The sequence below is a fragment of the Methanolobus halotolerans genome, assembly GCF_004745425.1.
In the GTDB taxonomy this organism is placed as follows: domain Archaea; phylum Halobacteriota; class Methanosarcinia; order Methanosarcinales; family Methanosarcinaceae; genus Methanolobus; species Methanolobus halotolerans.
Genome location: NZ_PGGK01000024.1, coordinates 1 through 13,354, shown reverse-complemented (window position 1 = coordinate 13,354; position 13,354 = coordinate 1). Strand labels below are relative to the sequence as shown.

Annotated in this window: 11 protein-coding genes; 6 read left to right on the top strand and 5 right to left on the bottom strand. The window is 41.0% G+C overall.

Annotation, left to right across the window (positions count from 1 at the left end):
* Positions 1–731: 731 nt before the first annotated feature.
* Positions 732–1,517, bottom strand: coding sequence for a helix-turn-helix transcriptional regulator (locus tag CUN85_RS12615; RefSeq protein WP_135390665.1), 786 nt, complete (start codon positions 1,515–1,517; stop codon positions 732–734).
* Between the two features lie 86 nt (positions 1,518–1,603).
* Positions 1,604–1,828 carry a hypothetical protein gene (locus CUN85_RS12610; RefSeq protein ID WP_135390664.1) on the bottom strand — a complete coding sequence of 75 codons (225 nt, stop codon included), beginning with the start codon at positions 1,826–1,828 and terminating at the stop codon, positions 1,604–1,606.
* Between the two features lie 585 nt (positions 1,829–2,413).
* Between CUN85_RS12610 and CUN85_RS12605 the strand changes: the two genes are divergently transcribed.
* Positions 2,414–2,746 carry a carboxymuconolactone decarboxylase family protein gene (locus CUN85_RS12605; RefSeq protein ID WP_135390663.1) on the top strand — a complete coding sequence of 111 codons (333 nt, stop codon included), beginning with the start codon at positions 2,414–2,416 and terminating at the stop codon, positions 2,744–2,746.
* A 238-nt stretch (positions 2,747–2,984) separates the two neighbouring features.
* Here CUN85_RS12605 and CUN85_RS13120 read toward each other — a convergent pair whose 3' ends face one another.
* Positions 2,985–3,149, bottom strand: a complete 165-nt coding sequence (locus tag CUN85_RS13120; protein ID WP_167848888.1) for a hypothetical protein — start codon at positions 3,147–3,149, stop codon at positions 2,985–2,987.
* A gap of 132 nt (positions 3,150–3,281) precedes the next feature.
* Positions 3,282–4,088: a hypothetical protein gene (locus CUN85_RS12600; protein ID WP_135390662.1), complete on the bottom strand. Its 807-nt coding sequence runs from the start codon at positions 4,086–4,088 to the stop codon at positions 3,282–3,284.
* 155 nt (positions 4,089–4,243) lie between these two features.
* Here CUN85_RS12600 and CUN85_RS12595 point away from each other — a divergent pair, with 155 nt between their 5' ends.
* From CUN85_RS12595 to mtaB, 5 genes are all read left to right on the top strand, one after another.
* Positions 4,244–5,755 carry a small ribosomal subunit Rsm22 family protein gene (locus CUN85_RS12595; protein WP_235856339.1) on the top strand — a complete coding sequence of 504 codons (1,512 nt, stop codon included), beginning with the start codon at positions 4,244–4,246 and terminating at the stop codon, positions 5,753–5,755.
* Between the two features lie 227 nt (positions 5,756–5,982).
* The gene (gene mtaC, locus CUN85_RS12590; protein WP_135390661.1) at positions 5,983–6,747 is read left to right on the top strand and encodes a methanol--corrinoid protein MtaC; all 765 of its coding nucleotides are present in this window, start codon (positions 5,983–5,985) and stop codon (positions 6,745–6,747) included.
* 203 nt (positions 6,748–6,950) lie between these two features.
* A complete protein-coding gene (locus tag CUN85_RS12585) occupies positions 6,951–9,758 on the top strand; it encodes a PAS domain S-box protein (protein ID WP_135390660.1) in 2,808 nt (935 codons plus the stop codon).
* A gap of 578 nt (positions 9,759–10,336) precedes the next feature.
* Positions 10,337–11,101 (top strand): methanol--corrinoid protein MtaC, encoded by a 765-nt coding sequence (mtaC, locus tag CUN85_RS12580; protein WP_135390659.1) that lies wholly within the window; start codon positions 10,337–10,339, stop codon positions 11,099–11,101.
* 12 nt (positions 11,102–11,113) lie between these two features.
* Positions 11,114–12,493, top strand: a complete 1,380-nt coding sequence (gene mtaB / locus CUN85_RS12575; protein ID WP_135390658.1) for a methanol--corrinoid protein co-methyltransferase MtaB — start codon at positions 11,114–11,116, stop codon at positions 12,491–12,493.
* 585 nt (positions 12,494–13,078) lie between these two features.
* Here mtaB and CUN85_RS13720 read toward each other — a convergent pair.
* The gene (locus CUN85_RS13720) at positions 13,079–13,243 is read right to left on the bottom strand and encodes a transcriptional regulator FilR1 domain-containing protein (RefSeq protein ID WP_449288766.1); all 165 of its coding nucleotides are present in this window, start codon (positions 13,241–13,243) and stop codon (positions 13,079–13,081) included.
* Positions 13,244–13,354: the final 111 nt, after the last annotated feature.

Here is a 13,354-nt window from a genome sequence, read left to right as displayed (position 1 = left end):
AGATGAGATTCAGAAGATTAGTAATCCGATATGAAAGACTTAATGTAGTGTTTAAAGGACTCTTAGATATTGCATGTTTCATGGTGTGTTGGAAAAAGCTATGAATGGAGTTTTGAAACCAGCTCAATAAAAACCTTGATTTATAAGTAGCCATTTATGTTTGCAATACTTTCAAATATACCTGCATATCCAGGTGATAATTCATCTTTTTAATCTGATTGTGTTGGTTTTGGTAGCTTTTCTACAGAGTTGTCTTTTCAGACATTCAAGAGCTACAGAGTTAGTGCAGCATCTGACACAGGCACAGATGGAAGCTCATTTAGGATAGAATGAACCTGTCCGGATCATTCCGGCCTGTGAAGGCGCCGGCCTGGTAGGCCGGGCGCCAGGATTCACCAGGCGGTATTAATTGTAAGGCTCACAGAAATTTTAACGCCGTTAAAACATTGCTTACAAACAAAACTTAGTAGCAACCTGTAGATTAAAATGCGTTCTGGTTATATGCAAATACAACATATTAGGAATTGTGAGCAGGGGTCGCTCACAAGCTATTGGGAGTGGAGTTAAAGAGAGATATTGGGAATATCTCGGATTCGTAAGGGAAGAGACGCCTTAAAGCGTGGTGGTTTATCAGGCGTCTCATCCTGCCTTCTTAATCTAAGTTCAAGATTGCTTTTCTCGTATAAAACATTCTCGTAAATTAATAATTTTGCACAGCGAGAATATTATTGTTAGAGTTCTGTGATAGGTGTTGAGTCTTTCAGGCAGTGTTCAAAAAGTTCTTTTCCAAAATCAAGTGCCTCGGGACTTGAGCAAAGGACATGTTTATTATCAAACTCACCATTTTCTTCTAGCAGACTTAGCACGATATGTTTATCATCATATGTGAAGAAAAGAAAATCCATATTCTTATTGTAGACATACATGCTGAATGACCCATTTTGAAGAAATTGATTAAAGTCACTACTATGCTCAGCACGTATTTTACCAAGAAGCTCTTTTGAGACAAGAAAGTCTACATGTATATTATTGCGTAGAATATCCGAGAAAATATGCTTGTAAAGGGGATATAGGAATGAAGTGACTATGCATACTGATTCTGACTTTATGTTTCCGTCATGAAATCTTTCATGAATGCTGAACATATCAGTAAGTGGAGGATCTATTATTTCGCATTCACTCAGCTTATGAAATTTGTGTAGTAGGTAAGGTGGAATGAAATCAAGTTTACGGGTTCCCCAGTAATCCACATCCTTGTCAATAACTTCAAGAAGATTCAATAAAGTTGATTCTTTATTTATTAATAATCTTCCAATATTTGTTAACTTGTAGGAATCATCATAATGTTGAATAAGATGGTTTTCCTCTAATATCTTCAATTGGGGAAGTAGAGCCTGTCGGTTAGTGTTAAGTATACTGAGAAGACGTTTCATTTCCTTGGGCCCATCGTGAAGTAGTAGAAAGACCTGCTTTCTCCTTTCAGACATAAACAAGACATCAAGTAATGGTTTCTTCATTATCTTTATCCCTGAAAATTCATAGTATCCTACGTTATCATATACGAGTCCGGATATTTATATAATTCCCAACATTATTAACACTGTTAACGTATACTTCCAGGTTGTTCTATCCTCTCTCTGTCGAGCTGTAAGCGGGACCTCATGTATGGCACGATTACATCGTTTAGCAGAAGGGCTGTACCAAAGCCACCTATTGAGCAACAGATGGCAACTGTGAGCAATGCCTGGACGTATTGTGCAAGGAAGTGATCGGAAACGTATAACTGGTTCTGGAACAGGATTATATCGGTAGTGCTTACGTTTAGCATGGGATGGCCTCATCTTGTGTCTGGTTTTTGTCTTCTTCTGTCTCACTGGCAATATCGAGCACTTCTTTCCAGTTCTCAAAGTGTATCTCGTCTATGTCCGGGGACCTTTAGAAATGCGTATCATAGGCGTTGCCTGCTGTACGGCTGAAGGGGACAAGTCGACTCAGCAATCATCTCTGTTACATGGATGCAAAGGGTCCTGTTATTAAAGAGCGATTGTGGTATCCACGTATTGCATTTAATGATTATCCAGTTGCACATGGAAGTTGGGGTTTTCTCAAATACTTGATCAGAAGGAATTACAAGTCATCATATACATGATGATAAACAAAACAGTACTGAAAATGAAGAAAAATAATGAGGTGATAAAGATTAAACTGAGTTAAACCTGGTATTCTATTTTAACAAGACTATCAATCATGAGATCATAAATTTCTTTGGTCATTTTTATGTGTCTCATACTGTGTTGCACAGTATTTAAAAATTATTTGAAGCGCTGTTTTTAAGTGTTTGTATAATCATTATTATTTTGATTATTAGTAGAATATCAGTACTATGCTAAAAATGAAATAAGGTTGGATTAAAATGAGAATGTTAGAAGAGTTTTTTCCGGAGTTTACAACTAAATTGGATGAAATAGACAAGTTGTATGCCGATGCCAGAACAATCGACGAAAAGACGTATCAATTCATCTGCTTCGCACTTTCTATCAAAGCCAGATCAAAGCCCTGTGTGCTTAAGCACTTCAAAGGTGCTCTTGAAGCCGGTGCTACGGTCAAGGAGTTATCCTACATATTTGCCTTGACAATGAGGGAGGCTGCGGGTGCTGATGACTGCTGGACACATGATGTGTTAGGTGACTGGAAAGAAATACTTGAAGGCAATGTCTCCTGTAGTTGCTGTGGCGATGAAGATTAAACCTTTACCTTTTTAATGAATCCATGTTTGAAAATGATATACTTTTTATCAATAAAGTAATTATTTTTGATTAAGACAACATCTACATTGGAAGTTGTTGAACAAAATGAGATGAGCACAGGAGATCTAAAGTAACTATCCTGCAATTCAATAAATACATTAACAATCAAGAAGGGGTCTTATGTACCTTTCAGTCAGCTGGTAATCATAGTCGTATATACTGAAATTTACAGCTGTCTCATTGACGATAAGTTCCTGTATTGCCATCTCGGGCAGGTGATGTCAGGTGGACGATCACTGCATCATCAGAAATGGTTTCGGCCTCTGTAAGATCATTCGAATAGAGAAAGACCACGCTCAGAACCAACAGTACAAAAACAGATATCAATACAATTCTTTTCATTTTCAATCCTACGCAATATCCTTATTTTACTTCTGAACTCCTACATATTAATATTTTCGGGAGTAGTAATGTACTGCTGAAAGCCTGCCTCAAAAAAAGTGTGTGTGACAGGAAAATCCCGCCACATGCTTTTCAATCTTTGTACACTCCATCACCCGTGACAAGATATCCTGTCACAGGAACCCACCCATCCCGGGAGCCGGTGAGTGTGGTACCCATACTATCCCGGTAATCATTCGATGTCCAGCCCAGAACCCAGCCTTCGTTGGTGCCGTACATACTCACATGGATCTCTACATTCGTATCAGGTAATGTCTCGTACTGCGCATAGATGCGTCCTTCATAATCATAGTACTGCGGATTTATATTCTCAGGAGGTTGTACTCTGTCTTCATCGTCCGATTCTGTAAGGTTGATCTTGGGTTGGAGCACAGGTTCGTTTCCCACGGGCTCTTTTGTGTTTATAGTATTATTTGTCATTACTATTATGGAAAAATCAAAAGGCATTAGTATAGGTGTTTCTTCCGAATATCTGTCAGACTCAGTGACCACTGCCTCTGCCGGCTCTATATCTTCATCATCAAGGGGTACAGGAGGGGAGCGGTATTTCGGTATGAGTTTTTCGGCCTCTATACTCAGCATCGGACCATACTGTGTATCTGCGATACTGAAATTCCATCCGGGAGCCTTGTTGTAGAAGTCCCTTGTGACCATCTCTTCTCCAATGGAAGATGACCCTTCAAGTACCGGGAGGGGCAGGTACAGAGTAACATTGTCGAGAGTTTCGTTCGTTCTTATGCTTACTTCATAATTGTAGCTGCTTTGAAAACTATCCTGATACATTTCATCGGTCTTGTTATCCCACCAGACCGCAAGCATGCCTGCTACAATTATTAGTAACAGTGCAAAACCAATCATCATTTTTTTCAGACTGCTCATGTTTTTATCCTCTATCCGGATTCCTCAATGTATAGATATCTGAAGTTATTTTAAATAACCTCTTATAACTAATTTCCACGTTTTTTTTTATTTCCTTGTTTTTGTCCAGATCATAACAGGTAGTCTTATATGGGCATCACCAGATTTATCAGTCCGTGCAACAATCATCAATGACAATGTCTGAAAAGGAGATAGTATCCGCATTGAAGTATGTCTCACGTATGAAGCCTGAGTTCATGCTGTCCGAGATGCGTAACTATATTAAAAGTGAGATGTCCACCCAGGATATCTACAAAACCGTAAGATCCTCTTTCTTTGATCTGGGCTTGGATATCATTCCGGTTGAGGATGATTTTAAGGTGATTCATGCTCCAAAGGGCTTTATCGAGTTGAACGACAGGGAACAACAGATCAATGAAGCTTTCTTTCGCACTGCCGGTGTCTCAAGGAAACTTGAAAGGCTTATTGAACAATACGTTGAGAAAAAGACCGGGAAAAGCTGGGACGATCCACTGGTCCTGGAAAGGATAAGGAAAGCTGTACTGTCCCAGAAAGCTGATTACTGGAAAAAAGGAAGATCACGCAACATAACCTACGAAAAAGGCTATGATATACTGGGATACCTGGCATATCAGTTTCCGGTATATTTTGTTCAGTTTCAGCATATCATGTATGGCATGGCACAGGATGGTCTGCTTAAAAAACGCATGAAAATACTGGATATAGGAACAGGGCCCGGAACTGTTCCACTGGCTGTCATTGACCTTTACAACAGACTGGACGGTCATAAAGCTCTCATCCATTCCATAGAGATGTACGATGAGAACATTGAGGCCTATGATTCTCTCGTGCCACAGTATGCGCAGATAAAGGAACAGGTCCAGGTTAAGGAACCAACGAAAGCTGATATAAGCAGCCTTGACACGGACTCACTTCCTGAAAAGATAGACCTGATGGTCTTTTCCAATGTGCTTAATGAGATCAAGTTTCTCTCGATCCGGGAAAAGGCCGGACTTGTTAAAAAGATGTCTGAGAAATTGAATCCGGATGGCAGTATCCTGATCATCGAGCCTGCTGACAAGGTCAATTCCACAGAAATGAGAAAACTTGCAGTCAGCCTTAAAAGTATGGGCCTTAGTATTTACAGTCCGTGTTCCTTTATATGGGGCTCGGGTTGCAATCCGGCTGAATGCTGGAGTTTCGAGCAGCAAAAGGATATCGCACCAACAAGACTTATGAAGAAGCTGGCTGAGTGTGGTGAACCTTATCGTTACATCAATACCGATATCAAGTACACATATGCAATCCTGCGTAAGGACAACCTTACACGTAGAAAGTACAGGGTACAACCGAAAGCGAAGTTTGCAAAACTGTCCAGGCTTGGAACTCATACAGACAAGCGTATAAATGTTATCGCTTCCCTGATGTCAGGGGACCTGGGCGATGAAAGACACAGCCTTTACAAGATATGTGACGGAACTTCCGTGAAATCAGTATATGCTGTCCTTCCTTCGCACAATCTCACCCCGGATAACCAGATCATAACGAACGCTAAGTACGGAAGCATTCTCTCTATCCAGAATGTGCTTGTCAGATTCAATGAGGCAAATGATTCATACAACCTGCTGATCGGCAAGGGAAGTATCGTTGAACTTGTGGAGGGATAAGGGCAGAAACAAAGTTTCAGGTTTTCCCAGCTCCAGACTTCGGAAGTAGAGCTAATTCCTTTAATTACATTTTTTTCTGGCTTTTACTCTGGAAGATACAAAAACAAAACTTACTTCAAATTTGTATAAATTCCCGGGAGATAAAAGTATATACTAGAACATTTGAATTACAGCGAAAACAGTACCTAAAAAAGAGCAACAATGAATATGCTGAAAACGGTGACATCATGATTGATATCGATCCATCTTCTATTCTAGTCAGATACAACGTCAAACTTGAAAGCCAGAGGTCCCCCGATGATGTGGCAAGAGAGATATTTCCAGAGGATGAACTGATCCGCAGTATAGTAGAAGCTGTTTTCGAAGGAGACGAAGATGAAGTGCTTGTGGCGATTCAGGAAGCTGTAGACCAGGGAAAGGATGCCATCGACCTGATAGATGACGCACTCATAGTGGGAATGGGTATAGTTTCACAATTATACGATGAAGGCCTGCTTTTCCTGCCCGATGTAATGATAGCTTCTCAGGCTATGACCGATGGAATAGAGTACTGTAAGAAAGTATCAGGCCGGAGCCATGAATACAAAGGGAAAGTTGTGTCATTTGTTGTGGAAGGGGATGTGCATGATATCGGTAAGAAGATACTTACTGTTTTTTTGCGATCGAATGGTTACGAAGTAGTAGATCTTGGAAGCGATGTCCCGATAGATGAGGTTGTCAGTGCTGTTGTGGAGAATAAGCCTATCATGCTTACCGGTACTGCATTGATGACTACGACTATGTATTCGTTCAGGGAAGTTAAGAACCGGCTTCTCGATAATGGGGTCAATATACCATTTATATGCGGGGGCGGTGCAGTAACACAGGATTTCGTAGAACGTTACGATCTTGGTCTTTATTGCGATGATGCAGCAGTTGTCCCGAAAATAGCAGATGAAGTGTTAAGAGATGCTACTATTGAGGATCTGCGGGCGAAATTCCATAGGAACTAGTGATTCGAACAACGTTCAGAATGCCGTTTCCTGGAGAATACAAGTTGCCCACACCCCAAGACAGATCCTTTTGTGTAGATTGGATAGAAGGAAGCGTCCTCATCGGATGTGAGCAATTAATATCTGTTTAACTTGTATTTAACCTCTTTTTTGCTTAAAAGAGAAAATGATTATTCACTACTATCCTCAAAAGGTGTAAGTGCATGGAAGCAAACGTATCCTGTAACAATCCGGTATATGGCCTGAACGACCCTTCCTTATCCGGGAACGATCATGTTCAAGGAAAATGTGATTGTTTCAGGACTATTCTGGATACTGTTGAAGAATCCCTGCTTGTGCTGGACAGTGATCTCAGGATCATCTACGCAAACCGCTCATTCTGTGATCTTTTTGCAACCACTCCCAATGAAAAGGAAGTTACCTCTTTATTTGAACTCAGGAACATACAATGGAATGAAAGCGAATCGAAGGCCCTGAAGCACCTTCTTGAGGATATCTTTAAGAACGGCAGCTCTATTAAGAACTTCAAAGCTGTGAATGTAGCAGACAGCAGGATGGCCGAACTGGTAATCCATGCCCGTGGTCTGGGTGCAGGTACAAGAAACAATAAGTATGTGCTTTTGACGGTAAAAATAATTACAAATTCTGAAAAAAGGGAGAATGCTGCCTTTATGCCGCATGAACATTATTTCGAGATGATTGAGAAAGGTAATGATGGTATAGTTATTCTTCAGAATGGTAAATTCAGGTTTGCCAACAAAAAATTCACCGAACTTACAGGTTACTCAAGGAAAGAATTGTTGAACACCGATTTTATGGGACATGTCCCGAAAACATATCGGCGTATGATCTCCAAAAGGTTCAAGAAGGTACTTAAGGACATGCATGGCCCCCACCGCAACAATGAGATGGAACTATTGACCATATCCGGTGATGTCATGCCTGCTGAAGTGAGTTTTTCCTATGTTGTGCATCGCTCACGGCCTTCAATCATGCTTAACATAAGGGATATAACAGAACGTAAACATGCAGAGCGGCAGCTTGAGATATCAAAGGAAAAATATTCCATGCTGGTTGAGAAAAGCAATGACGGAATAGTTATTGTACAGGACTGCATGCTGAAATTCAGCAACTCTAAATTCTCTGAACTCACCGGTTACTCCAGAGAAGAATTGCTGAACAGAAAACTCCTGGATCACGTTCCGGAGACTTACCAGCGCATGGTCTCCAAGAGATTCAAGAAGGTCCTGAAGGATATGCGTAGTCTGCGCCGAAGCAGTGAGGTTGAGTTCAACACAAAGAAAGGTAGTTTACTACCTGCGGAGATCGGACTTTCATTCATTCATCATGAAGGTGAACCTTCGGTCATGATGAGTGTCAGGGACATCTCTGAAAGAAAAAGGGCTGAAAAAAAACTGCGTGACTCCGAAAAGAAATATTCCACACTTGTTGAGAAAAGCAACGATGGGATCATCATTGTACAGGATGATATACTTGTGTTCGCGAACATGAAGTTCTGCGAGATCACCGGTTTTTCAAAGGAAGAGATTCTTCGGCGATCCTTTGAGGATTTTCTCCCATTGGATTACAGACAGGTTATCCTGAGGCGCTTCAGGAAGAGTCTGGAAAAGAACCGGGAGACCCCTCTGAAGTACGAGATAGAACTTCTCTCAAAGGAAGGTATCAACACCCCGGCTGAGATCAACTCCTCCATAATAGAACATGAATCAAAACCAGCTATCATGGCAATACTCAGGGATATAACGGACCAGAAGAACAAGGAAAAGAAGCTTCTTGAGCTCCTGGAGGTCCAGAAGGTCATGGAAACTGTAATCAAGAGCAGTCCGGCAGTTGTATTCTTCTGGCGGCCTGAGGATGATTGGCGAGTAGATTTCGTATCTGAGAATATCTCACAGTTCGGGTATGATGCCAATGATCTGATATCAGGAAAGATACTCTATGGAGATATAGTGCATCCTTCAGACTTGGAGAGATTTACCACCGAGCCAGAGATATGGGCGAAGGGAGTGGAAAACCTATCTTATGAATACCGCATTCTGACAAGGTCCGGTGAGATCAGGTGGGTGGATGAAAGATCAGTGATCAAACGTGACGGTGAAGGAAATATAGAGTATATCCAGGGTATCATAGTTGATATTACCGAACGTAAGAACGTCCAGAATTTTATGCACATCGTTTCTGATCCTGGCACTTTCTTCAGTCCGATGGGAGATCCGGGTGACATTTTCTATCAGTTACTGGAACTGACCACAGGAATGGAGAATCTTGATTGCGGAGCACTGTACCTGATAGATGAGCCCACAGGTGACATGAACATTGTAGCGCATAAAGGTTTTTCGTCAAGATTTGTAAAAAGTACAAGGCACTATGCTTCAAATTCCGTTCATGCAAGATTATTGATGACGGATTATCCGCTATATACGCGGTATTATGAACTTAATTCCATGATTCCGGGAAGCAATCTAAGTTACGAGGGACTTGAAGCTACAGTTATAATTCCAATAAAGCATAAAGAAGAGCTTGTGGCTGTACTGATGCTGGCGTCCCACAGTGCATATGAAATACCTTTCAGCACCCGTAATTCACTTGAAACGGTAACTGCACAGATAGGTCCTGTTATAGGTCGTATGAGAGAGCAAGCTGATGCTGTAAAGGATCTCCATGGCCTGCAGGTTATCTTTGATACGATCGAAGATCTTGTTTTTATGGTTGATGATGACGGCTGTATCCTTTATGTAAATCCTTTTGCCTGCAGGCTTCTGGGTTACTCCGAAGATGAGCTAAAAGGCATGAACCTGCTTAATCTGCATCCGCAAAAGAAATTACTGGAAGCAGCTTCCATGCTGGCGGATGTGATAGCTGGCAAGGTCCCTCTTTATGATATTCCCTTTGAGACTAGATCCGGGACGATGGTACCTGTAGGAACAAAATGTACAAAGGGACATCTGGGCGGCGGTGAAGTAGTGATATTGCTTTCAAGGATTGCATAATTAAGGATAGTCTTTGGTTTAATGAAAAAAAGATCTATGGTTTTAATTATATTATACTAAAATTATCTGGTTTTTAATAGTTTTGTTTTATTTATATGTTAATTTTTTGATCATAATGAAAAATATGATATGAAGCTATTATTTAAATGTTTCTCTATGAGCTCTGATTGTAAAGATTAAAATTATTATTATAAAAACAAAACAGCATCATCAGAGTATTTATTCACATACTTAATTTTTTTTATATACTCTACTATCTATATGCTTATATTTCAGGAGCAATTCACCTATTTTTAATTTTCATATATAACTATTTGCATACAAAAAAATTCATTTAAACTCTTTATTTGAGCATTTTATCTAGAAATAGGGCTGCATAGGCTGAAATATGTTTGTAACTGCATTTACTATTTATGGTGTTATCAATAGATAATTTTATATACTAATACTATATTTCCGCCACACTTATATAAAATGAATCTATCTTGAATTAAGAGGTTCACAAGAACCTTTTGTGTAGATTGGATTGAGCCCTCCGGGCTTAACTAATAGATAAAATCAATTGAAGGAGGTATAGAATGCTTATAGTAGACAAAGAAGGCATACTAATTAGATATAACGTGAAAATGGAAAAATCAATGACACCTGAGGACGCAGCAGCGGAACTCTATCCTGCGGATGAACTCATCCGCCCGATTGCAGAGGCAATCTTCGAAGGTGAAGAGGATGATGTCATTGAGGGTCTCGAGGCAGCAATCGCAGCAGGAAAAGACCCTGTAGCTCTTATCGATGACGCGCTTATGGTCGGTATGAAAGTTGTTACTGACTTATACGACCAGGGTGTCATTTTCCTTCCAAACGTCATGATGTCCGCAGATGCAATGCTCGACGGTATCGAGTTCTGTAAAGAACAGGGTGGATCAGCACCAAAACCAAAAGGAAAGGTTGTTGTCCACGTCGCTGAGGGTGACGTTCACGATATCGGAAAGTCGATCGTCGCAGCACTTCTCAGGGCAAACGGCTATGAAGTAGTCGACCTTGGCCGTGATGTACCAGTCGATGAAGTAATCGCAGCAGTCAAGAAGGAAAGCCCGATGATGCTTACCGGAACAGCACTGATGACCACCACAATGTACGCATTTAAGGAAGTCAATGACAGACTCATGGAAGCAGGACTCAACCTTCCGTTCCAGTGCGGTGGCGGAGCTGTAAACCAGGACTTCGTTTCAACCTATGCACTTGGAGTATATGGTGAAGAGGCTGCAGACGCACCAAAGATGGCTGATGCAATCCTTGCAGGAAAGGATCTGGAAGCACTGAGAACAGAATTCCACAAACATTAAAAGGTGATAAAAATGGCAGTTAACAGATTCACAACAATGGCATATTCAGATGCTGACGAAATGGTCTTCGGTAATGCAAAGAAACCTGTAAAGACAGGACTCGACCTTGAGATCGGTGCAGGTTACACAACCGCAGAAGTCAACTACGCTCCAAGGCCGGAAGCAGGAGAAACACAGGAAAAGCTCGTAAACGAGTACCAGAGAATCACAAAAGACATTATGTCAAGAATGGTCCAGGTCGGTTTCCCATCTGTAGTACTTGAGACAGAACACGTCCAGCAGATGACCAACAACCCTGAATGGGGAGCAGCTGTTGCACACGCACAGAAGACCATCATGGAAGAATACTATGAAGAATATGGTATCAAATGTGCACTCAGACACACTCCTGGTGACATCAGGGAGAACAAGGACTACATGGAACTCAGAGGCGACAAACTTAACGTTGTTATCGAATCCTTTGAGCAGGTTGCTGAAGCAGGCGCAGATCTTCTGTCTATCGAATCAATGGGTGGAAAGGAAATCTTCGACTATGCAGTACTCAGGAACGACATCCCTGGTATGCTTTACGCAATTGGATGCCTTGGTACAATGGACATGGATTTCCTCTGGCAGGAGATTGCAAAGGTCGCACAGCAGAAGAATGTAACCGCAGCTGGTGATACAGACTGTGCACAGGCAAACACTGCAATGTTTATTGCAGGTGGTCTCCTTGACAAGAACCTTGCACACACTCTCGCGATCATCGCAAGGTCACTTGCAGCACCAAGATCACTCGCAGCATACGAGTCCGGTGCAGTAGGTCCAGGAAAGGACTGTGGATATGAGAACATCATCATCAAGGCAATCTCCGGTATGCCAATGTCCTTCGAAGGTAAAACTTCAACCTGTGCTCACTCCGATGTAATGGGTAACCTTATCATGCAGTGTTGCGACCTCTGGTCCAACGAGTCTGTCGAATACCACGGTGAATTCGGTGGTACAACCGTACAATGCTGGGCAGAGTCCCTCAACTACGACTGTGCACTCATGAACACTGCACTGAAGTCCGGTAACGAGAAGATCCTCAGAGACCTCCTCATGGCTTCCGACAGGTTCAGAGACCCACAGTCCTATATCCTTGCATATGACAATGCATACAAGATCGGACAGGCAATCGTAAAGGATGGAGACGACATTTATCTCCGTGCAAAGAACGCTGCTGTAGAATGCTGCAACCTGCTGAACAACTCAGAAGGTCTCGACATGACAAAGTTCGAACTCGGTGCACTTGCAAAAGCAACCGCAGAACTTGATGGTCTCACCTCTGAGTCAGAGGCATTCATGAGCGAGTCCATGGAAAAATACAAGGCAGAAGTCGCAGTCTTCAAACCAGAAAACTACGCACTCTAAGTATGAACCACAAATAAGAAGTTTTCTTAAGGAAAACCGAAACAAATAGGGGTTTGCCAGATTGGTATAACTCCTATTATTTTAGTATTTACAATTTCCTCTGATAACAACCACTTCACAATAAAAGCACAGGCTTTACAGGTTAACGGGTCACACACCATTATTCTACCTCCATTCCACGATCCATATTATGGTATGTGCTTTCTTAAAACTGTAAAGCCTTTGCTATCCATATTCCTGGGATTGTTTCTCATTAAGATTGCTTTTGACATAAACCTTTACAATTGATGCAAAAATTAAATTTTAATCTGAGGGTCCTGTCCATACTGTTCCTGTATTACTTGGAAGACCCTCTTTTTGTCTGCATTCGTTTTTTGACAGCAGCCTTACATAATAGGTTTAATGGATAATTCTGGAATAAAATTATTGAATTTCAGTAATGGGAATTGAACTACTCTTATAATAGTTAAAAAGTTCATTTCCCATTCTAGTGCACTTTGGTATAGTATAAAAGATGTTTATTGTCAAATAAACCTTCTTTTTTCATTAACATGAAAAGGTTACAGTAATCGTTTTGTACGGAAGTTATAACTCAATTTCCTCGCAATAGACATAAAAGGTGATTTTCTCACTTTCAATAAGTTCGTTAAATTGATCATAGCTTTCTGACTTCAATTTTTCGAACAGGTCAGGTATTATAACCATTTCTACTTTTATTTTTTTTCTCAAATTTGGGTAATCCACTATCATTCAGTTGATGTTATGTAATATGAATTAGACATATTTTCATCATGGGGAAACGGGGACCAAAACCAAAATACACTAATGTTGCTTGTCCTAATGAAGACTGTGAATATTATG

What these genes read in the sequence shown, in the direction of transcription:
- CUN85_RS12615 (WP_135390665.1), bottom strand. Translation starts at nt 1,517, where the DNA reads ATGAAGAAACCATTACTTGATGTCTTGTTTATGTCTGAAAGGAGAAAG.
- CUN85_RS12610 (WP_135390664.1), bottom strand. Translation starts at nt 1,828, where the DNA reads ATGCTAAACGTAAGCACTACCGATATAATCCTGTTCCAGAACCAGTTA.
- CUN85_RS12605 (WP_135390663.1), top strand. Translation starts at nt 2,414, where the DNA reads ATGAGAATGTTAGAAGAGTTTTTTCCGGAGTTTACAACTAAATTGGAT.
- CUN85_RS13120 (WP_167848888.1), bottom strand. Translation starts at nt 3,149, where the DNA reads ATGAAAAGAATTGTATTGATATCTGTTTTTGTACTGTTGGTTCTGAGC.
- CUN85_RS12600 (WP_135390662.1), bottom strand. Translation starts at nt 4,088, where the DNA reads ATGAGCAGTCTGAAAAAAATGATGATTGGTTTTGCACTGTTACTAATA.
- mtaC (WP_135390661.1), top strand. Translation starts at nt 5,983, where the DNA reads ATGATTGATATCGATCCATCTTCTATTCTAGTCAGATACAACGTCAAA.
- CUN85_RS12585 (WP_135390660.1), top strand. Translation starts at nt 6,951, where the DNA reads ATGGAAGCAAACGTATCCTGTAACAATCCGGTATATGGCCTGAACGAC.
- mtaC (WP_135390659.1), top strand. Translation starts at nt 10,337, where the DNA reads ATGCTTATAGTAGACAAAGAAGGCATACTAATTAGATATAACGTGAAA.
- mtaB (WP_135390658.1), top strand. Translation starts at nt 11,114, where the DNA reads ATGGCAGTTAACAGATTCACAACAATGGCATATTCAGATGCTGACGAA.
- CUN85_RS13720 (WP_449288766.1), bottom strand. Translation starts at nt 13,243, where the DNA reads ATGATAGTGGATTACCCAAATTTGAGAAAAAAAATAAAAGTAGAAATG.